Origin of the sequence: Metapseudomonas resinovorans, from assembly GCF_002003485.1 — a bacterium.
GTDB classification, from domain to species: Bacteria; Pseudomonadota; Gammaproteobacteria; order Pseudomonadales; family Pseudomonadaceae; genus Metapseudomonas; species Metapseudomonas resinovorans_D.
In genome coordinates this window covers 16,563-41,625 of the sequence record NZ_BDMA01000086.1, presented here as the reverse complement: position 1 = coordinate 41,625, position 25,063 = coordinate 16,563, and the positions used below count along the sequence as shown (strand labels likewise).

General features: G+C 64.9%; 20 protein-coding genes. 7 read left to right on the top strand and 13 right to left on the bottom strand.

Features of this window, described 5'->3' with window-relative positions; genetic code table 11:
• Positions 1-12 precede the first annotated feature (12 nt).
• On the bottom strand, positions 13-570 hold the full coding sequence (locus MnOB_RS23825) for an antibiotic biosynthesis monooxygenase (protein ID WP_077526866.1): 558 nt from the start codon (positions 568-570) through the stop codon (positions 13-15).
• A 65-nt stretch (positions 571-635) separates the two neighbouring features.
• Positions 636-1,280, bottom strand: coding sequence for a hydrolase (locus MnOB_RS23820; protein ID WP_077526864.1), 645 nt, complete (start codon positions 1,278-1,280; stop codon positions 636-638).
• 160 nt (positions 1,281-1,440) lie between these two features.
• Between MnOB_RS23820 and MnOB_RS23815 the strand changes: the two genes are divergently transcribed.
• The 7 genes from MnOB_RS23815 (at position 1,441) to MnOB_RS29845 (ending at position 11,716) form a co-directional block, all read left to right on the top strand.
• The gene (locus tag MnOB_RS23815; RefSeq protein WP_077526862.1) at positions 1,441-2,346 is read left to right on the top strand and encodes a LysR family transcriptional regulator; all 906 of its coding nucleotides are present in this window, start codon (positions 1,441-1,443) and stop codon (positions 2,344-2,346) included.
• 208 nt (positions 2,347-2,554) lie between these two features.
• Positions 2,555-3,799: a kynureninase gene (kynU, locus tag MnOB_RS23810; RefSeq protein WP_077526860.1), complete on the top strand. Its 1,245-nt coding sequence runs from the start codon at positions 2,555-2,557 to the stop codon at positions 3,797-3,799.
• A 28-nt stretch (positions 3,800-3,827) separates the two neighbouring features.
• Positions 3,828-5,243: an amino acid permease gene (locus MnOB_RS23805; protein ID WP_077526859.1), complete on the top strand. Its 1,416-nt coding sequence runs from the start codon at positions 3,828-3,830 to the stop codon at positions 5,241-5,243.
• Positions 5,244-5,373: 130 nt separating this feature from the next.
• The gene (locus MnOB_RS23800) at positions 5,374-6,696 is read left to right on the top strand and encodes an OprD family porin (protein WP_077526857.1); all 1,323 of its coding nucleotides are present in this window, start codon (positions 5,374-5,376) and stop codon (positions 6,694-6,696) included.
• Positions 6,697-6,813: 117 nt separating this feature from the next.
• A complete protein-coding gene (locus tag MnOB_RS23795; protein ID WP_199824587.1) occupies positions 6,814-8,574 on the top strand; it encodes an LVIVD repeat-containing protein in 1,761 nt (586 codons plus the stop codon).
• A gap of 99 nt (positions 8,575-8,673) precedes the next feature.
• Complete coding sequence (locus MnOB_RS23790) at positions 8,674-9,735, top strand: porin (RefSeq protein WP_077526855.1); 1,062 nt, start codon at positions 8,674-8,676, stop codon at positions 9,733-9,735.
• Between the two features lie 91 nt (positions 9,736-9,826).
• The gene (locus MnOB_RS29845) at positions 9,827-11,716 is read left to right on the top strand and encodes a methyl-accepting chemotaxis protein (RefSeq protein ID WP_077526853.1); all 1,890 of its coding nucleotides are present in this window, start codon (positions 9,827-9,829) and stop codon (positions 11,714-11,716) included.
• Between the two features lie 489 nt (positions 11,717-12,205).
• On the opposite strand, the gene MnOB_RS23780 is transcribed toward MnOB_RS29845, so the two are convergent.
• The 11 genes from MnOB_RS23780 to MnOB_RS23725 all read right to left on the bottom strand — a co-directional run bounded on the left by MnOB_RS23780 (position 12,206) and on the right by MnOB_RS23725 (position 24,727).
• Entirely contained in the window at positions 12,206-13,192 is a 987-nt protein-coding gene (locus MnOB_RS23780) for an amidohydrolase family protein (RefSeq protein ID WP_077526851.1), read from the bottom strand.
• Entirely contained in the window at positions 13,189-13,761 is a 573-nt protein-coding gene (locus tag MnOB_RS23775) for a 3-hydroxyanthranilate 3,4-dioxygenase (protein WP_077526849.1), read from the bottom strand. Before MnOB_RS23775 ends, MnOB_RS23780 begins: the two co-directional genes overlap by 4 nt.
• A 10-nt stretch (positions 13,762-13,771) precedes the next feature.
• Positions 13,772-14,197, bottom strand: a complete 426-nt coding sequence (locus MnOB_RS23770; RefSeq protein WP_077526847.1) for a RidA family protein — start codon at positions 14,195-14,197, stop codon at positions 13,772-13,774.
• 29 nt (positions 14,198-14,226) lie between these two features.
• A complete protein-coding gene (locus MnOB_RS23765; RefSeq protein WP_077526846.1) occupies positions 14,227-14,997 on the bottom strand; it encodes a 2-keto-4-pentenoate hydratase in 771 nt (256 codons plus the stop codon).
• A complete protein-coding gene (gene dmpG, locus MnOB_RS23760) occupies positions 14,994-16,019 on the bottom strand; it encodes a 4-hydroxy-2-oxovalerate aldolase (RefSeq protein WP_077526844.1) in 1,026 nt (341 codons plus the stop codon). The genes MnOB_RS23765 and dmpG overlap by 4 nt, the downstream gene beginning before the upstream one ends.
• On the bottom strand, positions 16,016-16,948 hold the full coding sequence (locus tag MnOB_RS23755) for an acetaldehyde dehydrogenase (acetylating) (RefSeq protein WP_077526842.1): 933 nt from the start codon (positions 16,946-16,948) through the stop codon (positions 16,016-16,018). Before MnOB_RS23755 ends, dmpG begins: the two co-directional genes overlap by 4 nt.
• 20 nt (positions 16,949-16,968) lie before the next feature.
• The gene (locus tag MnOB_RS23750) at positions 16,969-17,781 is read right to left on the bottom strand and encodes a fumarylacetoacetate hydrolase family protein (RefSeq protein ID WP_077526841.1); all 813 of its coding nucleotides are present in this window, start codon (positions 17,779-17,781) and stop codon (positions 16,969-16,971) included.
• Between the two features lie 13 nt (positions 17,782-17,794).
• Positions 17,795-19,261, bottom strand: coding sequence for a 2-hydroxymuconic semialdehyde dehydrogenase (locus MnOB_RS23745; RefSeq protein ID WP_077526840.1), 1,467 nt, complete (start codon positions 19,259-19,261; stop codon positions 17,795-17,797).
• A 103-nt stretch (positions 19,262-19,364) separates the two neighbouring features.
• Positions 19,365-20,327, bottom strand: coding sequence for a LysR substrate-binding domain-containing protein (locus MnOB_RS23740; protein ID WP_077526838.1), 963 nt, complete (start codon positions 20,325-20,327; stop codon positions 19,365-19,367).
• Between the two features lie 647 nt (positions 20,328-20,974).
• Positions 20,975-21,949: an SCO family protein gene (locus tag MnOB_RS23730; RefSeq protein WP_077526834.1), complete on the bottom strand. Its 975-nt coding sequence runs from the start codon at positions 21,947-21,949 to the stop codon at positions 20,975-20,977.
• A 48-nt stretch (positions 21,950-21,997) separates the two neighbouring features.
• Complete coding sequence (locus tag MnOB_RS23725; protein WP_107504122.1) at positions 21,998-24,727, bottom strand: multicopper oxidase domain-containing protein; 2,730 nt, start codon at positions 24,725-24,727, stop codon at positions 21,998-22,000.
• Positions 24,728-25,063: the final 336 nt, after the last annotated feature.

The following is a 25,063-nucleotide window of genomic DNA, read 5'->3' as shown; positions in this document are numbered from 1 at the left end:
CCCTCCTTGGACTTAGGGTTGGTTCAGCCAACCGGCGAAAAAACGTGTCACCGGCGGCATGAAAAGATAGACAACCAGCAGCACGATGCTGGCGGTGATCACCACGTTGCTCGCCACATAACCCCCGAGCCAGGGTTGCAGCTTGAACAGTGGCTGCCAGAGCAGTGGTACCAGCAGCGCCAGCGGCAGGATTACCAGGAAAGTAATGCAGGCCTGTTTCCAGCGGGGCGGCTGCGGCACGTCGGCCGGCATTGGGGTGAACCAGAATTCCCGCTCGGGATTGATTTCCACCTGGTCGCCATCGGCCAGCAGGTGGCTGACTTCCTCGATCAGCAGGCGGCGCTCGGTGGAGTCCAGCCAGGCCTGGAGCTGGGTAGTGCTGGCGAAGCGCAGGACGCAGGTAAACAGGTGCATGCCATCCTTGCGATCCCGCACCACATCGATGCCGAGGTGACCGGGGTAACCCTTGGCGATGCCGATGATGCGGCGCAGCCAGCCTTCGTATTCCTGTTCCCGGCCCTCGCGGACCCGGTGGCGGATCAGCAGGGTGACGATATCGTCGGTGGTCATGGCGAGGTGCTCCGTGCAAGGCGTGGAAGAAGGCCGGAGGCGCTGGTCGCCTCCGGCCTTGCTGCTTACTTCACCTGACGCTGGGGCGCCTTGTGCACCAGGGTGTAGGCATAGTCCACGCCCATGCCGTAGGCGCCGCTGTGCTCGCGCACCAGGTCCATCACGGCGTCGTAGCTTTCGCGCTTCGACCAGTCGCGCTGGTACTCGAGCAGGACCTGCTGCCAGGTCACCGGAATGGCGCCGGCCTGGATCATGCGTTGCACCGACATGTCATGAGCTTCCTGGGAGGTGCCGCCGGAAGCGTCGGTGACGATGTAGACCTCGTAGCCGGCTTCGATGGCTTCCAGCGCGGGGAAGGTCAGGCAGACTTCGGTCCACAGGGCGGCCATGATCAGTTTCTTGCGGCCGGTGGCTTTCACGGCGGCAACGAATTTCTCGTCTTCCCAGGAGTTCATCGAGGTGCGTTCGATGGGGTGCTGGTCGGGGAACACACCGAGCAGTTCCGGCCAGATGTAGCCGCTGAAGCTTTCGGTTTCGACGCTGGTGAGGATGGTTGGAACGTTGAAGATCTTGGCGCTCTTGGCCAGGGCCACGGTGTTGTTCTTCAGTTGTTGGCGGTCGATGGACTGCACGCCGAAGGACATTTGCGGCTGGTGGTCGATCAGGATCAGGGCGGAGTTGGTCGGGTTCAGCAGTTCGCGGATGGACATGGCATTTCTCCTTGGAGCAGTTGGTTTTTGGTTTTCTTCCTGGCCGGTGCCTCCGCGCTGGAGGCTGTTTGGTTCCGACTTGGGATGAATTTTGTGCTCGCCCATTGAGAGAAACAATTAGGCATAATTGAACTTCATTGATTCTGGTTTGGAGACATTGATGGACAGGGTCGAGTGCATGCGCGCCTTTATCGAAACCGTCCGCAGCAATGGTTTTGCCGCAGCGGCACGGGCGCTTGACCTGCCACGCTCCACGGTGAGCAAGCAGGTGCAGGCGCTGGAGGAAGCCATCGGCGTGCAACTGCTGGTGCGCACGACGCGCAGCCTGCACCTGACGGAAGCCGGGACGGAGTACTTCGAGTCGGCGCGGGACCTGCTGGCTGCCCTGGACGAGGCCGAGCAGCGGGCGCGGGACGGGGTAGGGCAGTTGCGCGGGGTACTGCGGGTGAACGCGCCCATGTCCTTCGGCCTACGCAAGCTGGGGCCGCTGATCCCGCTGTTCCATGAGCGGCACCCGCAGATCGAACTGCAGCTGGTGCTCAGCGACCAGCAGGTGGACCCGGTGCGCGGCGGCTTCGACGTGACCATCCGCATCGCCAGCCTGGCGGACTCGTCCATGGTGGCGCGCACCATCGCCCCGGCGCCGCGACTGCTGGTGGCTTCGCCTGAGTACCTGGAGAAGGCCGGGATACCGCAGTCGCCGGAGGACCTCGCCAATCATGCGTTCCTTGGCTACGGCTACCTGCAGAGCGGTGTCAGCCTGGCGTTGAGCAACGGCGAAGAGACCCGGCGCGTGCAGTTACACGGTCCGCTCCAGGCCAACAACGGCGACTTCCTCGCCCAGGTGGCCGAGGCTGGCATGGGCATCGCCCTGTTACCGAGCTTCATCGTCGACGACGCCCTGGCCGCCGGCCGGCTGGTGGCGGTGCTGTGCAAATGGCAGGCGCCGCCCATCAGCATCAACGCCGTCTACCCCTCGTCCCGCCGCATGCCGCAAAAGACCCGAGCCTTCATCGATTTCCTGGTGGAGGAGATGAGCAGAGCGAATGAGCGGGTGGCCTGCTGACCTGGATCAGCGGGACGCGCAACGGGGCGCGGGGCGGGGTATTACCACCGGGAATACCCGCGTCGCTCATTTCTATTTTTTGGGCAATTGCGACTCGGGATAGCATCACCCCAGTTTCAAAGGGTCAATCGGACGCAGCGTTCCACCATCAATGGGCGCCGCCGGCGATCCGGTGACTCACCGAACAACAATTACCCAAGGAGCACCTATGTCGTTGTCCATGCCGCTGAGCCGCGATGATTTCCAGCGCCTCGATCGCGACGATCCCCTCGGGGACCGTCGCGCCCGCTTCGACCTACCGGACGGCGAGATCTACCTCGACGGCAATTCGCTGGGCGCCATGCCCGCGCATATTCCCGGGCGCATGGACCGTATCCTCAGGGAGGAGTGGGCCAGGGGGCTGATCCGTTCCTGGAACGATGCGGACTGGTACCCGGCACCCCAGCGTACCGGTGGCAAGATCGCCCGGCTCATCGGTGCACAGGCCAACGAGGTGATAGTCGCCGACTCGACGTCCATCAATCTGTTCAAGGTGCTGGTGGCTGCGACCCGGATGCGCCCTGGCCGCAAGGTGATCCTGGGGGAGAAGGGCAATTTCCCGACTGACGTCTATGTAGCCTCCGGCGTCGCCGAGCTGACCGGCTGCGAGTTGCGTTGCGTCGATCCCGACGAGGTGCTGGCGGCGCTGACCGACGAAGTGGCGATCCTTTCCCTGACCCATGTGAACTACAAATCCGGCCGCCGCTACGACATGGCCGCCATCACGGCTCGTGCCCATGAGGTGGGCGCCCTGGTGGTCTGGGACCTGTGCCACTCCGCCGGCGCCATGCCCGTCGACCTGAACGGCTGCGCCGCCGACTTCGCGGTTGGTTGCGGCTACAAGTACCTGAACGGCGGCCCCGGCGCCCCGGCCTTCGTCTTCGTCGCGGAACGCCATATTCCTCTCGTGGACCAGCCGCTCACCGGCTGGCACGGCCACGCCCGTCCCTTTGCCTTCGTCCATGACTACGAGGCGCACCCGACAATCGACCGCATGCTAGTGGGCACCGCGCCGCAGTTGGGCGTACTGGCCCTCGAGGCGGCGCTGGAGGTGTTCGACGGCGTCGACATGCAGGTCCTGCGCAAGAAGAGCGTGGCGCTCTGTGACCTGTTCATCCGGCTGTGCGACGAGCAGTTGGCGGGACTCGGCATCGAACTGCGCTCGCCGCGCGATGCCGCCCAGCGGGGCAGCCAGGTGTCGCTGGCCCATGCCGATGCCTACCCGGTGATGCAGGCCCTGATCGCCCGGGGTGTGATCGGGGACTTCCGCGCGCCGGACATCCTGCGCTTCGGCTTCACTCCGCTGTACACCCGCTATGTGGACGTCTGGGACGGCGTCCAGGCGTTGCGCGATGTCCTTGAGAGCGGTGAATGGCATCGGCCGGAGTTCATCGCCAGGAAGTCGGTGACCTGATACCCCTTCAAGACCGGAGCATTCGAACATGACAAGAACAACAAGCTCTTTCGACAACCTGGTCCAGCGTGAGCAGGGCCTGAAGCAAAGCCTCAGCAGTAGCCAGTTGTCCATGATCGCCATCGGTGGCGCCATCGGCACCGGATTGTTCCTGGGCAGCGGCTTCGCCATCGGTTTCGCCGGGCCCAGCGTGCTGGTGAGTTATGCCATTGGCGCCGTGATCGCCCTCCTGCTGATGGGGTGCCTGGCGGAAATGACCGTCCGCCATCCCACCTCGGGTTCCTTCGGCTCCTTCGCCGAGTTTTATGTGGCGCCCTGGTTCGGTTTCCTGATCCGCTATGCCTACTGGGCTTCCATCGTCTTCGCGGTGGGCACCGAGATCACCGCGGCGGCCATGTACATGAAGTACTGGTTCCCGGATGTGCCGGGCGGCTACTGGATGGCCTCCTTCTCGGCGGCGCTGGTGCTGGCGAACGTCCTCAGCGTAAAGGTGTTCGGCGCAATCGAGTACCTGTTCTCGCTGCTCAAGCTCTGCGCCATTGTCGCCTTCATCCTGTTGGGGGCCTGGGTGATTTACGGCGCGCCAGCCGATTCCGGCATCGGCTTCGCCAATTACACCAATGACCGCGGCTTCTTCCCCAACGGCTACTGGGGCACCTGGGTGGCGGTGATCGTGGCGTTCTTCAGCTACCTCAGCATCGAGATGATCGCCGTGGCGGCGGGGGAGGCCAAGGACCCCAAGCGTGCGGTCACCCGCGCCTTCCGCATCACCGTGGTGCGGTTGGTGGTGTTCTACCTGCTGACGCTCGCGCTGGTCCTGGCGATCCTGCCCTGGGGTCAGAACAACGGTGGCCAGAGTCCCTTCGTCACCGTCATGAACGCCACCGGCGTGCCCTTTGCCGGCGCGGTGTTCAACGCGGTGATCCTGATCGCGGCGCTGTCGGCGATGAACAGCCAGCTCTACATCACCTCGCGCCTGATGTTCAGCCTCGCGCGGGCGGGTCAGGCCCCGGCGCTGTTCGGCCGTGTGAGCGCCAGGGGTGTGCCGCTGCCGGCGCTGCTGCTGTCGTCCCTGGGCATCGGCCTCGGTACGCTGCTGTACATCGCCTACCCGGAGAACGCCTTCACGTTGATGATGTCCATCGCCATGTTCGGCGCCATGTTCACCTGGGCGGGCATCTTCCTCACCCACCTGTTCTTCCGCCGTCGCCAGGACGCGGCCACGCTGGAGTTCCGTCTCTGGGGCTATCCCTGGACCAGCCTCGCCGGCCTGTTGCTGATGCTGGCGGTGATGCTGACCACGCTGTTCACCGAGGAATTTGCCCTCACCCTGACCTGTGGCGTGCCGTTCCTGATGCTGATGGGACTGATCTACGCCCTGCGCTTCAGGCGCTCTCCGGTCGTCGAGGGCGATGCCCCCAAGCCGTTGCCTATTCGGCACTGAGTCGACCCCGACCTGATCGTTCGATCAGGTCACCCATTCCCTGACCCCCCATGTCCCCGGGCGCATCGGCGCCCGGAGCGGGAGCGGCTTGCCCGCTGGAACCCACCAACCCGGAACTGCGAGGAGCACCATGCGAGGCTTCCGAACTGTCGTGCTCGTGATTCCCGGCCTGCTGGCCCTGTCGTCCACCGAGACGGCAGCCCAGGGGTGGGACGATGTCGTCCAGGCGAGTCGACTCAGCCTGCTGTTGCGCAACGCCTACTTCAATCGCGACAAGACCGGTGGACGCCCGGACGCCCGCGACTGGACCCAGGGTCTCAACCTGGACTTCCGCTCGGGCTACACGCCTGGCGTCCTCGGCGTAGGGCTGGATGCCTTCGCCTACCAGGGGCTGCGATTGGACGCCTCGGGCGGCAAGACCGGCACCGGCAACCTGCCGGTGCGCGACGACGGCGAGCCGGCCCACGAGTACGCCAAGGCTGGTGCGGCGCTGAAGCTGCGGGTATCGCGGACCGAGCTCAAACTAGGCGAGCAGCGGCCGGATACGCCAGTGTTCGGTGTCAGCCACTTCCGCATTGTGCCGCAGACGGCCACTGGCCTGTCCCTGCGCAGCCAGGAGCGGGACGACCTGCTGCTGGAAGCGGGGCACTTCTACTCGGCCACCAGCCCGGTCTCCACCAACGCCGATGGCGATCTCTGGGCAGTCATGGCCGGTGTCACCACGCCCCGTGCGGACTACCTGGGCGGCCGCTGGCAGTGGCGGCCCGAGGTGGCCCTGGCGCTCTACGGCGCCCGATTCGACGATCTCTGGTACCAGGGCTACGCAAACCTGGATGCGCGCTTCCCCCTGGCGGGGGACCAGGCGGCGGGGGTGAACCTGACCCTCTACCGGAGCACGGACCAAGGCAGGGCGCTTGCCGGTGAGATCGACAACCTGACCATGGGCGCATCGGCGTTCCTGCGCATGGCCAGCCATCGTTTCACGCTGGGGCTGCAACAGGTCCGGGGCGATACCCCTTTCGACTACCTCGGCGTGGGCGACCAGGACCGCAACGGCCGCAACGGGCGGGACCAGGGCGCCTCCATCTGGCTGCCCAACTCCGCCCAGTTCTCCGATTTCAATGGCCCCCACGAGCGCTCCTGGCAGCTTCGCTACGACTACGCGCTCGACGGCCTGGGCTGGCCCGGCGCCTCGCTGATGGCACGCTACGTCGAGGGCAGCCGCATCGATGGTAGCCAGGCGCCGGCCGGTAGCCCCTACGCCGGGCGCTACGGCAGCGACGACGCGCACCGGGAAACCAACCTGGAGTTCCGCTACGTGGTGGCCTCCGGCCCTGCCCGCGGGCTCAGCATCCGCCTGCGCCAGGCCTGGCACCGGGCGGATGCCGCACAAGGGCCGGGGGATCTCGATGATTTCCGGCTCGTCACCGATTACCCCCTGGAGATTTTCTAGCCCGTGGCGGGAGGCACGGGCGGGGCGATGGATGCAAGCAAGGACGTTGAGGGAACGGACTCCCGTCGTGATGAAACGCAAAGACTGCCCGATGGGCATAACCAAACGGAGTAAATAATGAAAACAATGCCGCTCTCTGTTAAACCGGTCCACCCATTCGCCCGCAGCCGGCTGGCGCTGTCTTTGGTGCTCGGCCTGCTGGCCAGTTCCAGCCTGCAGGCCGAGGAGCATGGCCCGATCAACATCGTCGACCCCATCGTCAAGCGCCAGACCTCGTTGTCCCCCGATCGCACGCCGCCGGCGCCCGCGCCGGGCAGCTATGGTATGGACAAGGCGACCGGCAAGTTCATCCCACCGGTGGCCACGCCCTTCTCCCACGAGGGCAAGCCGTTCGATGGGCAACTGGATCACTGGGACACCCAGAGCTACATCAAGAACATGAAGGTGGAGGCCTACTACCCGATCGCGGTCGAGCCCTTCCACACCTGGCAGAACATCGTCGACTTCGACGGCAAGCGCTACCTCTATCAGTATGTGCGCCGCAACCTGAAGATCTTCGACATCACCAATCCCAAGGCGGTGACGGTCGTTCACAGCAAGGGTGCGACCTGGGGCCCGAATGGCCCTGGCGAGGAAGAAAATCCCTATGCGGCGGACGACATGTTCGGCGCCGCCTCCATCCAGTGGAACAAGAAACTGGGCAAGTACGTGATGGTGCAGGCCTTCGAGGTGCGCCGCTTCGGCGTGCTGTCGGACAAGTACCGTGAGCCGGACAAGGTCGAAGCGATCCGCAAGTCCAAGCACCTCAAGGGCTTCAAGGTCTACGAGATGAACGGCCCGCTGCCGGCGGACTGGAAGCTGCTCGCCACCCGCACCACCGACATCGAGCACCCCGATGCGCCCATTGGTGAGCAGGAGGGCTCCGGCGTGCGCGACATCCCGGCCTACTTCGGCGGTGACGTCATGTACGTGGCAGCCGCGCCCAGCAACAAGTACGGCCTGACCGAGTACCCCAACGACCTCTACAACGCCGGCTACCAGTCCTGGGACATGTCTGATCCGAGCGATCCCAAGCTGCTGGACGTGCTCACCGTGCCCGGCCAGATCGTCGGCGACCCGGAGCACGAGGCAGTGTTCAAGGCCAACGCCCGGGCCGGTAACCGGGCCTCCTGGATGGGCGCGCGCATGTCGCTGTTTATTCCCAAGCCGGTAGAGCAGGGCGGCAAGTACGGCTACGCCGCCATGGGCGGCATGGGGCTCTATGTGGTGGACATCACCGACTCGGCGAACATGAAGGTGGTGGGCCACCTCGAGTTCCCGGTCAGCGTGGCGGGCACCGAGGGCGACAACATCGACGTGTCCCAGGTGGAGAAGACCGGGCTGATCTACTTCAGCGGCTACCCGTTGACCGAGGACTGCTATGAGGCGGAGAAGAAGATCTATGCAGTCGATGTGAGCGACCCGGCCAAGCCGGCCATCAAGCACGCCCTGCCGCGTCCGACACCGCCGGCCGAGGCTGGATTCGCCGATTACTGCCAGCGCAAGGGCAGCTTCGGACCGAAGCGGACCGGCTACTACACCCAACCCGGCGTCTCCCGCGACGGCATCCTGCCCTACGCCTACTACAACGCCGGCGTGCAAGTGTTCGACGTGCGCAACCCGGACGAGCCGACCATCGGTGCCTACTTCGTGCCGCCGTACGACACCAAGAACGTGGCCAGCTACGCCATGGGCAACCTTACCCATGGCACCTACACCGAGTACGACCGCAACCTGATCTGGCTCTTCACCAACCACGGCTTCTACGCGCTCTCGACCCCGCTGCTCGGCGAACCGAGCTTCGAGCCGCCGAAGCAGCCCTGGCCCTCGCGGGACTGATCCCAGCCAACACGAACAATAAAACCCAATAAGAAATCCGGCCGCGACAGACACGGGCCGTGCTGTCGCGAGCCCTGCCTCGTTCAACTGGAGCAGCAAATGCGCAAACTTTTACTCGCCCTCCCACTGGTGAGCGGATACGCCTGCGCGGACATCGCGGAAATCGCGAACACCACGGGCATCGACGTTATCGAGCTTTCCGGGATCATCGACGTCAACTACGAGGTGGCCGAATCCGGCGGGTTCACCGAGGAGCGCGTCAACGGAGGGGGCTTGAGCGCCAACCGCCTGCAACTGCATATGCAGGAAGCGCTCACCGACGACCTGTCGCTGAACTGGGTCTATCAGGCGCAGTACAACCCGCATTCGGATGACGACATCGGCAAGCGCGAAGCCTATGCCCAAATCATTTCCAAACGCTGGGGCACCCTCAGCGCCGGCCGCCAGGACACCCCGTCCGCCAACGCCTATGGCTACGCCGACCCGCTGTACAACAACGACTACAGCCTGATCAGCAACGTCATGGTGTTCTACGCGCCGTGGCGCGAAGACGGCTCGCTGATGTACATCAGCCCGCGAATCGAGGGTTACGAGTTTCGCGGCATGGTTACCGATGGCGAGGACGATGGCAGTCGCGATGGGCAGGTCATCAGCATCGCCGTGGATCGCTGGACCGACAGCCCCTGGTATTTCTCGGCGGCCGTGGACCGCAAGTACCAGCGCAACCTGTGGGACCAGTACACCATGGAACAGTCCACCGACGCCTACCTGACGGCGGTGTACAGCATGGGGCGGACCGAACTCTCTGCGGTCTACCACCGCTACGTGGGCTATTACGCCTACGCCCCCTGGGTGGACTTCGAGTCCAATGGCAGCGACCTGCAACTGGGCATGCGGCACAACTTCGGCAACAAGCACAATGCCACCGCCAGCTTCATCTACAAGGACGACCGCAAGGACGAGGCACTGAGCGATGCCGCGGCCATCAGCCTTGGCTACATCTACAACTACGACAAGAACATCGACCTCTACGGCGTCTACGCCTACATCCATCACAAGCGCGACAGCGAGATCCGCTACCCGATCAGTTGGAGCCTGGAAAACCCGCTGCCGGACGAGAACCCGCAAGGCATGCAACTGGGCGTACGCATCAAGTTCTGAACCCGGTATCCCCGAGTTCGCTTGGGGACACCTTCTCTTCCCGGGCTGGGCTGCCGGTGGGGCGATCCAGCCCCGCCACCGGAACCCTCCCATGATCCGCTCCCTTGGTTTTGGCAGAAAATTGCTCCTGGCGACCTCCTTGCTGGTGGTCGTCAGCTTTTCCTTCTTCACCCTCCATAACGACGCTCGCCTGGAGCCGGCCCTGGGCCGTGCCCTCGAAAGCCGTGTGAAGGACGCCGGGCGCCTGGCCGCCAACAGCGTAGAGCACTGGCTCGGAGGGCGGCTGTCGTCCATCGAACTGGTCGCGCAGAGCCTGTTGCAACAGGGCGTGGAGGAGGATGCGCGCAACGTCCTCACCCTGCAGACCGTGCGTGACAGCTTCGTCTACGCCTACTTCGGCCGCGCCGACGGCAGCTTCCAGATGGCCACGGAGGACCCGGCTCCCGACGGCTACGACCCCCGTACGCGCCCCTGGTACCACGCTGCCCGGGATGCTGGTGCAACGGTCATCACCGAGCCCTATCTGGACGCCACCCAGAGCCAGTTGATGGTCACGGTCGCCGTGCCGCTGATTCGCCAGGGCCAGTTGCAGGGTGTCGTCGGTGGCGACCTTGGTCTGGACACCCTGACCACCATCATCAGCGCGCTGGACTTCGATGGCATGGGCTACGCCTTCCTGGTCAGCGCCGACGGCAAGGTCCTGGTGCATCCGAACAAGGACCTGGTGATGAAGAGCCTGCGGGACATCTATCCGCAGAACACGCCCGCCATCAGCACCGGCTTCAGCGAAGTCGAAGTGGACGGCACCACGCGCATCCTCACCTTCGCCCCGGTTAAAGGTCTGCCCTCGGTGAACTGGTACATCGGCGTCTCGGTGGACAAGGACAAGGCCTACAGCATGCTCAGTGAGTTCCGCGCGTCGGCCATCATCGCCACCGTGATCGCCGTGGTGATCATCATGATCCTGCTCGGCATGCTGATCCGCGTACTGATGCAACCCCTGCACATCATGGGTCGCGCCATGCAGGACATCGCCCAGGGTGAAGGCGACCTGACTCGCCGCCTGGCGATCCACACCCAGGATGAGTTCGGCGAACTGGCCAGCGCCTTCAACCGCTTCGTAGAACGTATCCACGGTTCGATCCGTGAAGTGTCTTCGGCTACGAATCAGGTCAATCAGGTGGCCAAGCTGGTGCTCAACGCCTCCAACTCGTCCATGAGCAACTCCGACGAGCAGGCCAACCGCACCAACAGCGTCGCCGCCGCGATCAACGAGCTCGGCGCCGCGGCCCAGGAAATCGCCCGCAACGCCGCCGACGCCTCGAACCAGGCGTCCTCCGCGCGCACCCTGGCCGAGGATGGCCGCCAGGTGGTGGAACGCACCATCTCCGCGATGAACGAGCTGTCCGGAAAGATTCGTGCCTCCTGCGGCAACATCGAGACGCTGAACAGCAAGACGGTGAACATCGGCCAGATCCTCGAAGTGATCAAAGGCATCTCCGAACAGACCAACCTGCTGGCGCTCAACGCCGCCATCGAAGCCGCCCGCGCCGGGGAAGCCGGTCGTGGTTTCGCCGTGGTGGCCGACGAGGTGCGCAACCTGGCCCATCGCACCCAGAAGTCGGCCCAGGAAATCCAGCAGATGATCGAGGAACTGCAGGTCGGCGCCCGCGAGGCGGTCACCACCATGACCGAGAGCCAGCGCTACAGCGAGCAGAGCGTGGAGATCGCCAACCAGGCCGGCGAGCGCCTGGGCAGCGTGACCCATCGCATCGGCGAGATCGACGGCATGAACCAGTCGGTGGCCACCGCCACCGAGGAACAGACCGCCGTGGTCGACTCGCTGAACATGGACATCACCGAGATCAACACCCTCAACCAGGAAGGCGTGGAAAACCTCCAGGCGACCCTGCGCGCCTGTGCCGACCTGGACCAGCAGGCCGCGCGCCTGCAGCAGTTGGTGGGGAGTTTCCGGATCTGACGCCGGACCGGAGCCAGAGAAAGAGAAAGAGACAGGCCTGCGTAGGGTGGACCACGCTTTTCCGGTCCACCAATCGTCGTTCGGCATGACGCCGATGGTGGATAAAAAGAGCGTTATCCACCCTGCGGAACCAGATCGACTCCCTGCCATTCCGGCGCCCCTCACCCCAGCCCTCTCCCAACGGAAGAGGGGTGACTCGTGCCAGGCGGGGCGCGCAGCCTGATGCGCACATGTGATCTGAAAGCCAGCACTTTCGGTGGGGCAGCCAAACCGCCCCGTCAGGAGGCCGAGAGGAATCGAGGAGCCGGGCCGGATTCAGGGGCAAGTCTTTTGCTTACTTTTCAACGATTGGAAAAGTGAGGCGCCCGGGAAGGCGAAACAGAGGCTCGACGCCCACTCGGCAATGAGCCAATCCTCAACCCCCTCACACAAAAAACCGCCTCCAAGACGGGAAGGCGGTTGAGGCAGAAGATGGCTGGCGAGATTCGCTCAGAGGCCAAAGAACGCCCGGGCGTTGCCGGCGACGATGCGGGCCTTGTCGTCGTCGGAGAGGCTCGGATGCTCCAGCACACCTGCGCCGATGCGCTGTTCCCCCAGGGGGAAGGGCGAGTCGGACCCCAGCATCACCCGGTCGGGCCCCATTACATCCACCAGCAGTTGCAGGGCGCGGGGGTCGAACACCGCGGAGTCGACGAAGAAACGCTTCACGTAGCTGGAGGGCAGGTTCGGGCAGTCCTCGCGGACGATGTCGCGATGGCGCCAGGCGTTGTCGACTCGCCCCAGCAGGAAGGCGAAACCGCCGCCGCCGTGGGCGAAGCACAGCCGCAGGGACTCGGGCAAACGCTCGAAGGCTCCGGAGAGGATCAGCGAGAGGATGCCCAACTGGGTCTCCGCCGGCATCGCCACCAGCCAGGGCAGCATCCAGCGCTTCATGCGTTCGCGGCCCATCATGTCCCAGGGGTGCACCAGCAGCGGTATGCCCTCGGTGGCGCAGTGGTGGAAAAAAGTCACCAGCCCGTCATGGTCCAGGTCGTGATTGCCCACGTGGTTGCCGATCTGCACGCCGACATGCCCGCAGGTCATGGCGCGGCTTGCCTCGCGGCAGGCCGCGTCGATGTCCTGCAGGGGCACCTGGGCTAGCACCTTGAGGCGCTCTGGTGCGTGGGCGGCCATCTCCACGGCGCGGTCGTTCATCAGCTGCGCCCAGGGCAGGGCGCGGTCGATGGGCTGGTCGTAGCCGAACATCACCGGCGTTGCGCACATGATCTGGATATCCAGGCCTTGCTCGTCCAGGTGCTCCAGGCGCCGTTGCGGGTCCCAGAGCACGTCGTGCACCGGCCGGAACGGCTTGTCGCCGACCATGATCTGCCCCGTACGGCCCTCGGCCTGCAGCCAGGGGGCCCGCTCCGGGCACAGCCGCGCGGCTTCGGCCTGGCTGATCAGGGGAAAGAAGTGGGAGTGGATATCGATCTTCATACGGGGTGGAGCTCGTTCAGGGTCCGGTGCCAGGTCTGCCAGTCGCGGCCGGGGTGGATATCACCGCATTGGCTGCAGCGACGCTCTTCCTCGGAGGTGGCGTAGAACTGTTCGTAGACGGGGGGAAGGTCGTTGACGATGCTTTGCAGCTGCATCTCGTAGCGCTTGATCAGGGTGCCGCAGCGGGCGCAGGACCATTGCAAGGCGTCATGCAGGCCGACCGGGCGCTGGCGCTCGATCACCAGGCACAGGCTGCCGGGCTCGGGGCGCTGGGGGGAATGGATCACATGGGGCGCCATCAGGTAGATGTCGCCTTCCTTCAGCTCCACGCGGTCGTAGCGGCCGCGGTCCCAGATGTTCAGGTAGGCGTTGCCCTTGAACTGGTAGAAGAACTCTTCCACCGGGTCGTCGTGGAAGTCGGTGCGCTGGTTCGGCCCACCGACCACCGTGACCATGAAATCGCTGTCTTGCCAGATCTGCTGATTGCCCACCGGCGGTTTCAGCAAGTGGGCGTTTTCCTCGATCCAGCGATTGAAATTGAGTGGGGGACTGAAGTGGTTCTTGTGCATTGTTCTGTGCTCAGTGGTTGCGGGGGGAGTAGGCGATAGCCTTGATCTCGATGCGCAGGTGCGGGTGCGGAAGCTGGTGTACGGCGACGGTGGTCCGAGTCGGGCCGGATTCGTCGAAGTACTCGGCATACACCTCGTTGTAGCCACCGAAGTCATTCATATCGACCAGGAAGCTGTTGATTTCCACCAGGTCATCCAGGCTCGCACCTTCACTGGCGAGGATGTCGCGGATGTTCTCGATCACGGCCCGGGTCTGGGCGCGGATATCCAGGTTGGTGGTGCCCAAGGCATCCACTTCGACGCCTGCGAAGCTGTTGTCCGGACGGCGCGAGCTGGTACCGGAGACGAAGAGCAAGTCGCCCGCGCGCTTGATGTGGGGGAAGCGGCCACGAGGCTTGGCCTTGCCGGGGACGACGGTGGAGCGGTTGTCGGTCATGAGGGATTCCTTGTGTGCTCGTCGAGAGGTCAGGGGCGCACGCTGAAGCTGCTTTCTCCAAAGCCGAGGATCTCGACGCTGACATAGGCGCCGGGGTACAGGGCTTCCGCTGCGGTGGCGGCTCCGGCCATCACCAGGCTGCCTGCCGGCAGCACGCATTCGGCGTCGTGCAGCAGGTGCGATGCCTGCACCAGGCTGCGCAGGGGCTGGCCGAGGATGGCGGCGGTGGAGCCGGTCTGGACCGGGCGACCGTCCAGGCGCATGACCACTCCGGCGTTGGCCAGCCCGGCGAAGTCACGGGACCAGGGGCCGACGGTGAGACCGGAGGAGGAACAGTTGTCGGCCACGACATCTTCCAGGCTGAACTTGAAGGCCTGGTAGCGCGAATCGATGATTTCCAGCGCTGGGGCCACCGCTTCGATGTAGTCGGCCGCTTCCAGCAGAGTCAGCGGGCGGTCGATGTCCCGACGAGTCAGGAAGCAGACCTCGGGTTCGACGCGAGGGTGAATGTAGCGCGACAGGTCCACCAGGCCGCCGTCCTCTTCCAGCATGGTGTCGGTGAGCCAGCCCCAGATCAGGCTGTCCACACCCATCTGGATCATCTTGGCGCGGCTGGTGAAGCCCAGCTTGATGCCGATGGACTGTTCACCATCGTTGTAGCGGCGCTGCATGGAGGCGCGCTGGATCCGGTAGGCCTCGTCCAGCGAGAAGGGTGACGTGGCGCTGAATTGCGGCAGGGGTTCGGCGCGGCGCGCGGCCTGGTCGAGGGCGGCGGCGATGCGGGAGATATCGGTGCTCATGGGCGGCTCTCCTGTTCGCGGGCCAGCAGGTCCAGGGCGACGTCGACGATCATGTCTTCCTGGCCACCGACCATCCGGCGTTTGCCCAGTTCGACGAGGATGTCGAGGGTCTTCAGGCCGTACTTGGCCGCTGCCACTTCGGCGTGACGCAGGAAGCTCGAATACACGCCGGCATAGCCGAGCCCGAGGGTTTCGCGGTCGACCCGCACCGGGCGGTCCTGCAGCGGCCGCACCAGGTCGTCGGCGGCGTCCATCAGCCGGTAGAGGTCGGTGCCGTGGTTCCAGCCCAGGCGTTCAGCGGCGGCGATGAACACTTCCAGCGGCGCGTTGCCGGCGCCCGCGCCCATGCCGGCCAGGCTGGCGTCAATGCGGTCGCAGCCCTCTTCTACGGCGACGATGGAGTTGGCCACGCCGAGGCTGAGGTTGTGGTGGGCGTGCATGCCGGTCTGGGTTTCGGGCTTGAGCACCGCCTTGAAGGCGCGCATGCGGTCACGAATGTCCTGCATGCTCATCGCGCCGCCAGAGTCGGCCATGTAGATGCACTGGGCGCCGTAGCTTTCCATCAATTTGCCTTGGGCGGCCAACTGCTCGGCGGGGATCATGTGGCTCATCATCAGGAAGCCCACGGTGTCCATGCCGAGGCTGCGGGCGTATTCGATGTGTTGCTTCGACACGTCCGCCTCGGTGCAGTGGGTCGCCACCCGCACTGAGCGCGCACCAGCGTCATAGGCGGCCTTCAGGTCATGGACCGTGCCGATGCCCGGCAGCAGCAGCACGGTCAGGCGGGCGTGTTGGATCACCTCGGCAGCGGCCTCGATCCACTCCAGGTCGCTGTGGGCACCAAAGCCGTAGTTGAAGCTGGAGCCTTGCAGGCCGTCGCCGTGGGTGACTTCGATGGCGTCGACCTTTGCCTCATCCAGGGCGCGGGCGATGGCCTGCACTTGCGGGATGGAGTACTGGTGGCGGATCGCGTGGCTGCCGTCGCGCAGGGTTACGTCGGAGATATAGAGTTTCTTGCTCATGCCGAGGCCCCCATTGCTTGCGCCATGCGCTCTGCGGTGGCCAGCGCGGCGGAGGTCATGATGTCGAGGTTGCCGGCGTAGCTCGGCAGGTAGTGGGCGGCGCCTTCCACCTCCAGAAAGATGGAGGTCTTCAGCCCGCTGAAGCGGCCGAGGCCGGGGATGTTCAGGTCGCGTACCTCATCGAACTGCACCCGCTGCTTGAGGCGGTAACCGGGCACATAGCCCTGTACCGCAGCAGCCATCTCTTCGATGCTGGCCTCTACCTTGGCCTGGTTGGCTGCCTCCGAGAGCACGAACACGGTGTCACGCATCATCAGCGGCGGCTCAGCCGGGTTCATGATGATGATCGCCTTGCCCTTGGCCGCACCGCCGATTACCTCGATGGCCTTGCTGGTGGTCTCGGTGAACTCGTCGATATTGGCGCGGGTGCCGGGTCCGGCGGACTTGCTGGCGATCGAGGCGATGATCTCGGCGTAGTGCACCTTCGCCACCCTTGAAACCGCCGCCACCATCGGGATGGTGGCCTGGCCGCCGCAGGTGACCATGTTGACGTTCAGCGCCTGCAGGTGCTGCTCCAGGTTAACCACCGGCACACAGTAGGGACCGATCGCGGCCGGGGTCAGATCGATCACGCGAAGATCGGGCTTGTGGCCCCGCAGGAATGCGTCGTTCTTCACATGAGCCGAGGCCGAGGTGGCATCGAAGACGAAGTCGATCTCGGAGAAGATCGGCAGGCGGGTCAGGCCTTCCACGCCTTCATGGGTAGTGGCCACGCCCAGCCGTGCTGCGCGGGCCAGGCCGTCGGACGCCGGGTCGATGCCGACCATGGCGCCCATTTCCAGGTGTTGCGCGTTGCGCAGCACCTTGATCATCAGGTCGGTACCGATGTTGCCGGAGCCGACGATGGCGACTTTGCGTTTCTTGCGCATGGGAACTCCTGTCAGTCCTGTCAGTCCTGTCGGGCGAAGGCGGCGCTGACGCTGCCCAGGCCCTGGATATGGGCAGTGAACACGTCGCCCGGTTGCGCGGTGACCATCGGGCCCAGGGCTCCGGTGAGGACAATGTCGCCAGCCCGCAGGGGGTCGCCCAGGCGGACCATGGTGTCGGCCAGCCAAATGGCGGCGTTGAGCGGGTTGTCCAGACAGGCGGCGCCGGCGCCGACGGACACCGGCTCGCCGCGCAGGGTCATGCTCATGCCGCAGCGAACCAGATCCAGCTCGGACAGCCGCACCGGGCGGGTGCCGAGCACGAACAGTCCGGCAGAGGCGTTGTCGGCGATGGTGTCGACGAGGCGAATGTCCCAGTTGGCGATGCGGCTGCCGACCACCTCGATGGCTGGCAGGGCGAAGGCCGTGGCGCGGATCAGGTCGGCGACGGTGTGGCGTTCGTGGGGCAGGTCGTGCTCCAGGACCAGGGCTATTTCCGCCTCGACCTTGGGCTGGTGGGTGTCCGCCCAGGCGATGGGCTGGCCGTCGCCACGCGCCCGGTCGGCGAACAGCAGGCCAAAGTCCGGCTGGTCGACGCCCAGTTGCTTCTGCACGGCGTGGGAGGTCAGGCCGATCTTGCGGCCCACCGGGCGCAGGCCGGCTTCGATGGCCGCCTGGGTGTTGTAGCGCTGGACCGCGTAGGCCAGGGCGACGGGATCCTGCCCTGGATGCTCTTCCAGGGCGCGCGCGATCAGATCGCGAACCGGGGCGCAAGCCTGGCCACTGCGTTCCGCCTGGCGCAGGCGGCTGGCCGCTTCGATGAGTGCTGCATGCATGGAGGGCTCCCGGTCAGGCGTTGACGCAGACGGTGGTGGTTTCGGAATAGAAATCCAGGGAATGGCGCCCTCCCTCTCGGCCGAGCCCGGACAGGCGAGCGCCGCCGAAGGGCGTGCGCAGGTCGCGCAGGAACCAGGTGTTCACCCAGACCATGCCGACATGCAGGCGCCGGGACACCTTGTGGGCGCGCTTGAGATCGCGGGTCCAGACCGCGGCGGCGAGGCCGTAGGCAGAATCGTTGACCCGTGCGACGACTTCGTCGTCGCGGTCGAAGGGGGCGACGTGGCAGACCGGGCCGAAGACTTCCTCGCGCATGCAACGCGCATCGTCGGACAATCCGGTCCAGATGGTCGGTCGCACGTAGGCGCCGTTGTCGCGCTCGTCGCCGAAGCGCGGGACGTCGCCGCCGGTGACCAGGGTCGCCCCTTCGCCACGGGCCAGTTCGAAGTAGCCGAGCACCTTGTCGCGGTGCTTGTGGGAAATCAGCGAACCCATGTCGACGCCCGGTTCGTCGGGGTAGCCGATCTTCAGATTCTCGGCGCCGGCTTTCAGTGCGGCGACGAAGCGTTCGAAGATCGGCCGCTCTACATAAACCCGTTCCGAGCACAGGCAGACCTGGCCGGAGTTGGTGAAGCTCGAACGCAGCACCCCGGCGACGGCGGCATCGAAGTCGCAGTCAGCGAAGACCACGGCGGCGTTCTTTCCGCCCAGTTCGAAGGACACCTCGCGCACGCCCTCGGCGGCAGCCTTCATGATGGTGGCGCCGGTGCGGGATTCGCCGGTAAAGGTGATGGCATCCACATCCGGGTGGCGGGTCAGGAATTCGCCGGCGGAGTTCGGCCCGAAGCCATGCACCAGGTTGAACACGCCCGCTGGAACGCCGGCTTCCTGCATCACCTCCGCCAGCAGCGTGGCAGAGGAGGGCGAGTCTTCCGAGGGCTTGACCACCACCGAGTTGCCGCAGGCAAGGGCGGGCGCCACTTTCCAGGTGAGCAGCAACATCGGCAGGTTCCAGGGCGAGATGATCGCCACCACGCCATGGGGCTTGCGCACGGTGTAGCTGAAGACATCGCTGCCGTCGGCCGTGCGCATCTCGTAATACTCGCCGCCGGCTTGCCGGATCAGCTCTGCGAAGGTGCGGAAGTTATGGACGCCCCGGGCGATGTCCAGGGTCCTGGCCTGCTGCACGGGACGTCCTGTGTCGGCGACTTCGGCGGCGACGAAGTCCTCGAAGCGACGCTCGATACCCTCGGCGACGCGCAGCAGCAGGTCGGCCCGCTGGGTGGCGCTGTAGCCGGCCCAGGGCCCCTGCTGCGCGGCCTTGGCGGCCGCGACCGCCTGGTCCACCAAGGCGGCATCAGCCTCGCAGACCTGGCCGAGCAGGCGGCCGTCGATGGGCGACACATTGTCGAAGGTCCTGGAGGTGGCGACGAACTCGCCGTTCACGAAGTGGCGTAGCAGGGATGGGGGAGTGGACACGACAACCTCCGATTATTGGATTTTCGGAGGAGTCTAGGGATTCGCCGTATAAGCGAATAATAAAAGGATTGGTCTCTGGTATTGCTATCTGGAATGGCTGGATTCAATTCATCTGCGTGCCATGCTGCTCCTGTCCGGCCTGATCCAAGCATTCCTGGAACAGCCTCGCCGCCGGCCCGAGTTCGCGGGTTGCAGAGCGGAAGTAGCCGATGTCGCCGAATTGCAGGCGGCTGCCGAGGTCAAGGGTGCCCAGCAGTCCGGCCCCGGTGAACTGGCGGGCTGCCTCCAGCGGCATGACGGCCACGGTCTGTTGGTCCTGCATGAGGCTGATATTGGTCAGGATCGACAGGGATTCCACCACGTTGGTCGGAGGTTCCAGGCCGGCTTCGTCGAACAGCAGGTCGACAGTCCTGCGCAGCAGCGAGTCCCGCGTGGGCAACACCCAGGGGAAGTCGAACAGGGCCTCGAGGCGGATCGGCGCCGTGCTGACCAGCGGGTGACGGGCTCCCGCCACGATCGCCAGTTGCTCGCCGTACAGCACCTTCATCTCCAGCATCGAGGACTCATGGTGCCAGCGCCAGTCATCGGGGACGCGACCCACTACCAGGTCCACCTCGCCCACCGCCAGCGCTGGGAATAGCTGGTCCATCTGGCCCACTCGCAGCGACACCAGCACCTTCGGCGCGCGTTGCTTGAGCAGTTGCAGTGCCCGCGGCAGCAGGGAGCTCGATGCGGAAATCAGGGTGCCGACCATCACCTGGCCCGAAGTGCCTTCCTGGTAAGCGTTGACCTCGTCGGTCAGCGAGCGTAGCTCCGCCAGCAGCGACTTCGCCCGCCGCACCACCAGTTCCCCCAGGGGCGTAGCGCTGACGCCGCGGTTGCTTCGCACCAGCAAGGGAGCATCGAAGTAGAACTCCAGCTCATGGATGATCTTGGTGACCGCCGGCTGGGTGAGGTTCAGCGCTTGCGCCGCACGCAGCAACGAACCGCTCTGCAAAACCTGATCGAAGACCACCAACTGGTAGAACTTGAGTTTGCGGGCGACGGACAAGTGAGTGAACTGCATGCGAGGCCTTCATGTGCGGTGACGAAACGGACCATCAGCATCTCATGACTGAGGAGTGGACTGGCAAGATGGCCAGGGTTGCCAGGCCGCCTGGTAGCGGTGATGGCGGCTGGCAGGCGCCTGCCACAGAACACCCGAACCTTCATCGACTTCCTGGTGGAGGAGATGAGCCTGGCGGGACTGCATGGGGCAACTGCGTTGCCCTTGGCGAATGAATTCGCCCCTACAAGGTATGGGTGCCTGCTGTGGTATGGATGCGGGGCTCGGTTCGCTTTTCCTGTGGGGGCGATTTCAATCGCTGAGCAGGCTGAAAGGCTGCCTGGCGGGATGACAGTGGGCAACGGTGTTGCCCATAGCGAATGAATTCGCCCCCACAAGGTATGAGTGCCCGCCGTGGAATGGGTGCGGGGTGCGGTCCGCTTTTCCTGTAGGGGCGATTTCAATCGCCAAGCAGGCCGAAGGGCTGCCCAACGAGGTTGCAGGGGGCAACTGCGTTGCCCTTGGCGAATGAATTCGCCCCTACAGGGATATGCATTCCAACAAAGCCAAGGCGCCGTCGGTGAGTCTTCGCGACTGAAGTCGCTCCTACAGGTTTGCACCATGGGTGAGCCAAGAGTCACCCCTCACCCTTCAGGGAGAGGGGCTTCTTAACGCTTGGCTTGCTGCCTCAAGGTCTCATCATCCATGTACTGCATCAGCGCCTGGATGTCCTGCTCGCCCAGTTGCAGGTTGGGCATGGCCACCTGGTTGTATTGGCGGAAGAGGTCGACGGCCAGCGGGTCTTTCTCGGCGAGCATGCGGTCGGGCTCCTTGAGCCAGCGGGTCAGCCATTTCGGGTCGCGCTGGTGGGTTACGCCGAGCAGGTCCGGGCCGACGCCGCGCAGGGCGCCCAGCTCGCCGTCCTGCGGGCCAAGGGTGTGACAGGCGCTGCAACGGGTGCGGAACAGTTGCTCGCCACTGGACGGCGGCCGAATGATCGGCGCGTCGGCATAGCTGCGGGCGCCGGCGTTGCTATTGCGCCAGTTCTGCAATTCGTTCCCAAGCTTGTCGGCGAGGATGTAGGGGTTCTCGAAGGGCGAGACCTTCATCCATTCGCCGGTCGCCTGGTTGCCCACCACCAGGCTGAGGTTGTGCTGTTTGAGGTTGCCGGGATCGTCGCCCGGTACCAGCAGGCCGAGCTTTTCCCGCAACCGGGTGATCTCGTCGTAGTCGCCGGTGAGGAATTGCCAGCCTGGTGCGGCCTGGAATCTGGTCGCATAGGCCTTGAGCACTTCCGGCGTGTCGTGGATGGGGTCGATGCTGATGGAGTAGAAGTGGATGTCGCGTCCGACCTGGTCGCCCAGCAGTTTCTGCACCTGGCGCAGGCGCGCGGTTTCCAGTGGGCAGGTGTCGCCGCAGCTGGTGAAGATGAAGTTGATCGCGACCACCTTGCCCTCGATCAGGTCGTCGAAGAAGCGCAGGTGCTCGCCGTCCTGGTCGATCAGCTCGGTATTGGGGAAGTAGTCGCGGCCCCAGGGGGCGGATGATGCCGTCTGGCTCGTCGGTGCCAGCCAGAGGCCGGCACAGGTCGTGGCCAGCGCCAGCAGGGCGAGGGCCAGCCAGTGGAAACCTGGAATACGCATAGGCTCTCTCCCTGGGGCGGAGCCGAGCTGGCTCCGCCCCGCTCAGGGTCAGCGGCTGGTCTGGCCGTTGCCGTCACCGGTGCGGAAGGTCGGCAGGGCGACCGAGTCCACGTAGCTCACGCCGTCCCAACTGGGCAGTGGCGTGGGCATCAACTGGACCTGGCCGGGGTGCTCGATGTCCCAGCGCAGCAGCATGGAGTTGTCCTCATGCTGGGTGTTGTGACAGTGCTCCATGTAGGTTCCGGCGAACTCGCGGAAGTGCACGGCCATTTCCACCACCTGCTGGGTCTCGCTGTCTTCGCCAATGCGATAGACGTCCTTGCGCGCCCACTTTTCCCATTCCGGCGGAGGCAGGCCGCCACGGCTGAGAATGATGCCTTCCTCGAAGTGCACGTGGATCGGGTGCGACCAGCCGCCGCCACCGTTCTTGATCTTCCAGATTTCCAGGGTACCTGCGCCGCTGTAGCCGGCTGGCGTCGGGCCGTTGGCCAGTCGCGGGGCGGCGGAGATGCGTCGCGGATCCATGTTGTAGCCCTGGCCACCGTCGGTCTTGATGGTCCAGGGGGTTTCGTCGGTGCCGTTGGAACGGCCGAACTCGAAGCTGCGGTGACGCGCCTGGCTCAGCAGTTGGCGATCGTTGGCGTTGTCCGCGTGGAGGGTCAGCGGAATCATCACCTTGCCTTCGGCCTTGCCCGGCTTGGCCGGCTCGTAGTCGGCCGGGTTCATGGCCAGGTCCTGGCCGCCGTAGGCCTGCACGCGCAGTTCGAGGAACTTGCCCACCCCCGGATCACCCTTGTCCCAGGCGGGGCCGTTGCTGGTCTGCTTGATCACCGCCTTGTACTTCTCGGAGAGGATGTCGGCGAGGGCGATTTCCTGCTTCGCGCCCTTGCCGGTCTCATGTTCGAGGACGTTGACGAAGTACAGCTTGTCCCCGGCCTTGACGCCGTTCTTCGCAAAGTTGACGACGATGTCGTAGCGCTCGGCGATGCCCTGGATGGGCAGGACGCCGAAGTGGTCCTTGAGGTTGCCGTCGTGGTCCAGATCCAGGGTGCCGTCGAAGGGCACGGCGTGTTCCATGATGTTGCCGTCGTTGGCGATCATGTGGAACGGCACCCGCGCATAGGACACACCCGAGCCCTTGGGCCCCTGGAACTCGCCGCTGGTGCCCTTGATTTCGCGCACCAGGGCCAGCTTGACGTAACGCGAGACCGAACCGTTGAGGATGCGGAAGCGGTAGCTGCGGGCGCGCACGTCGAACCAGGGTTTGTACTGCCAGTTGACCAGCACCTGGTCGCCGAGGAATCCGTCGGTGTTGAAGGGGTTGAACCAGAGCTGACCCTGCTGATCCCAGGCCTTGTCGGCGACCAGCAGGTTCACGTCGTAGTCGCGGTTGCCCCAGGACTCGGACGTGCCGCTGGGGAGGCGCAGGTTGACGCCATCATCGAAGGCCTCGTTACCCCGGTCCACCGCGCTGTAGTAGTTCATCATCGCGGCGTTGCCCTTGTAGACGTTCTGCGCGGTGAAATCGAGCATGTGGTCGTGGAACCAGTGGGTGCTCATGGTTTCGCGCCAGTCGCCGCGAATCTGGATCTTGCCGTTCTGGCAGGTCTTCATGCCGGGATGGGCGTCGTTCACCCAGAGGGTCTCGCCGTCATCGCAGGGGAAGGCTGCGCGCGGGTCGCTGGCGGTGGTGTTGATGGTGTCGTAGCCGGCCAGCTGGATCGGCCAGCGGTAGTCGTAGAACTGACCGGGGAAGAAGAAGGCGTTGGCGTAGCCGTCGCTCTCCGCTGGCGTGTGGCCGTTGTGCTCATGGGTGCTGATGGTGTGCAGGCCGAAACCACGGTTGGCTGCCGGGTCGATGGGCAGCGCGTTGTAGTGGCGGAACAGCACCGGCTGGCCATAGCGGACCATCATCAGCTTGGGCGGGAAGGTGCCATCGAAGGTCCACAGGGCGTTGTGGTCCTGCACGGGCATGTTGGGGTGGAAGCGCGGCTGGATGCCACGGGTGGTGCCGTTGGTGTAGGACAGGCCGGCGGTGTTGTAGTAGAGCCCGCCGGGGCCGAACTCGCCTTCGTTGTAGGCATGGCGCTGATACTGGTCACGGACACCTCCGTTGGTGCGGGCGCCGGCCTGGGCCGTCTTGATTTCAACTTGCGGGTAGAACTCGTTCCAGCGCTGGTGCGACCAGCCCATGCCTGGAGGGCGGCCTTCAGCCGAACCGGCAATCTGCCGGTGCAGGAAGTCCTCGATCAGTGGGCTCCAGGGGTTGCGGTCCAGGGTGTCGGCGTATTGCGCCGGGAAAGGCGACAGGCCCGGCTGGCCGAGGAACGCGTCGAGGTCCGCACCGGACGGGCCGCTGCGCGAGGCGTCGCTCGGGTCCTGTTCGGGGGCGGAGCCGATGCTCGGCTCGGGGAACGGGACCGATTGCGGCGGCGAGGTGGGGTCGAGTTTCTCCAGGCCGAAGACTTCGAACAGCATCATCTGCTGGCTGAAGGGCTGGGCGCCGAACAGTGGGCTTGGCTTGCCATTGGTGGGGTAGTTGAACGAGGTCTGCTGCGCCGGCGGCAGCACGTTGTCGACGCGGGTCGAGTCGCGGTCGCCGATCACGCCGTTGGGCAGTTCGATGGATCCCGAGTTCGCCGGGGCGGCGGATTCAAGCGATTCCAGCGCCGCCTGGGAATTTTTCGGTGGGCCGGTGAAGTGCGAGGGGTCGTCCGCTGGTGGCGGCCCGAACAGGTCCAGGGGAACGGCAACCGCGGCGTAGAGATCCAGCGCCATCAGTGCACCGATGAAGAAGCCTGAGGATTTGAAGATCTTCGGAACCCTGTTCAGGGCCTTCGAGATCGCACGCGTATTCCGGGCAGACATACCCACCTCGCTATCGAAGAGAGAGGAACACACCAGAGAGAGAATCGAGCCACCGAATGGGCACGGGAGGGGGCGGAGGTCGACGACGCTGCTGACTGGCGTTCGGCAGCGAATCGGCACGCGACATCAGGTGCGAGGCTGTAGTGGCACGTTGGCCTCGTGGGTAATCCTTTTCTTTGTAACAAGGTGTGTCAATGCGCTAAGCGAGTCGCATTTGGCGAGTGGTCAAAAGGCTGGCATAAGCGG

Coding starts and splice junctions, on each gene's coding strand:
- MnOB_RS29845 (WP_077526853.1), top strand. CDS start 9,827: ATGATCCGCTCCCTTGGTTTTGGCAGAAAATTGCTCCTGGCGACCTCC.
- MnOB_RS23800 (WP_077526857.1), top strand. CDS start 5,374: ATGCGAGGCTTCCGAACTGTCGTGCTCGTGATTCCCGGCCTGCTGGCC.
- MnOB_RS23790 (WP_077526855.1), top strand. CDS start 8,674: ATGCGCAAACTTTTACTCGCCCTCCCACTGGTGAGCGGATACGCCTGC.
- dmpG (WP_077526844.1), bottom strand. CDS start 16,019: ATGAGCAAGAAACTCTATATCTCCGACGTAACCCTGCGCGACGGCAGC.
- MnOB_RS23780 (WP_077526851.1), bottom strand. CDS start 13,192: ATGAAGATCGATATCCACTCCCACTTCTTTCCCCTGATCAGCCAGGCC.
- MnOB_RS23725 (WP_107504122.1), bottom strand. CDS start 24,727: ATGGCGCTGGATCTCTACGCCGCGGTTGCCGTTCCCCTGGACCTGTTC.
- MnOB_RS23805 (WP_077526859.1), top strand. CDS start 3,828: ATGACAAGAACAACAAGCTCTTTCGACAACCTGGTCCAGCGTGAGCAG.
- MnOB_RS23815 (WP_077526862.1), top strand. CDS start 1,441: ATGGACAGGGTCGAGTGCATGCGCGCCTTTATCGAAACCGTCCGCAGC.
- MnOB_RS23755 (WP_077526842.1), bottom strand. CDS start 16,948: ATGCGCAAGAAACGCAAAGTCGCCATCGTCGGCTCCGGCAACATCGGT.
- kynU (WP_077526860.1), top strand. CDS start 2,555: ATGTCGTTGTCCATGCCGCTGAGCCGCGATGATTTCCAGCGCCTCGAT.
- MnOB_RS23795 (WP_199824587.1), top strand. CDS start 6,814: ATGAAAACAATGCCGCTCTCTGTTAAACCGGTCCACCCATTCGCCCGC.
- MnOB_RS23765 (WP_077526846.1), bottom strand. CDS start 14,997: ATGAGCACCGATATCTCCCGCATCGCCGCCGCCCTCGACCAGGCCGCG.
- MnOB_RS23730 (WP_077526834.1), bottom strand. CDS start 21,949: ATGCGTATTCCAGGTTTCCACTGGCTGGCCCTCGCCCTGCTGGCGCTG.
- MnOB_RS23740 (WP_077526838.1), bottom strand. CDS start 20,327: ATGCAGTTCACTCACTTGTCCGTCGCCCGCAAACTCAAGTTCTACCAG.
- MnOB_RS23825 (WP_077526866.1), bottom strand. CDS start 570: ATGACCACCGACGATATCGTCACCCTGCTGATCCGCCACCGGGTCCGC.
- MnOB_RS23775 (WP_077526849.1), bottom strand. CDS start 13,761: ATGCACAAGAACCACTTCAGTCCCCCACTCAATTTCAATCGCTGGATC.
- MnOB_RS23820 (WP_077526864.1), bottom strand. CDS start 1,280: ATGTCCATCCGCGAACTGCTGAACCCGACCAACTCCGCCCTGATCCTG.
- MnOB_RS23770 (WP_077526847.1), bottom strand. CDS start 14,197: ATGACCGACAACCGCTCCACCGTCGTCCCCGGCAAGGCCAAGCCTCGT.
- MnOB_RS23750 (WP_077526841.1), bottom strand. CDS start 17,781: ATGCATGCAGCACTCATCGAAGCGGCCAGCCGCCTGCGCCAGGCGGAA.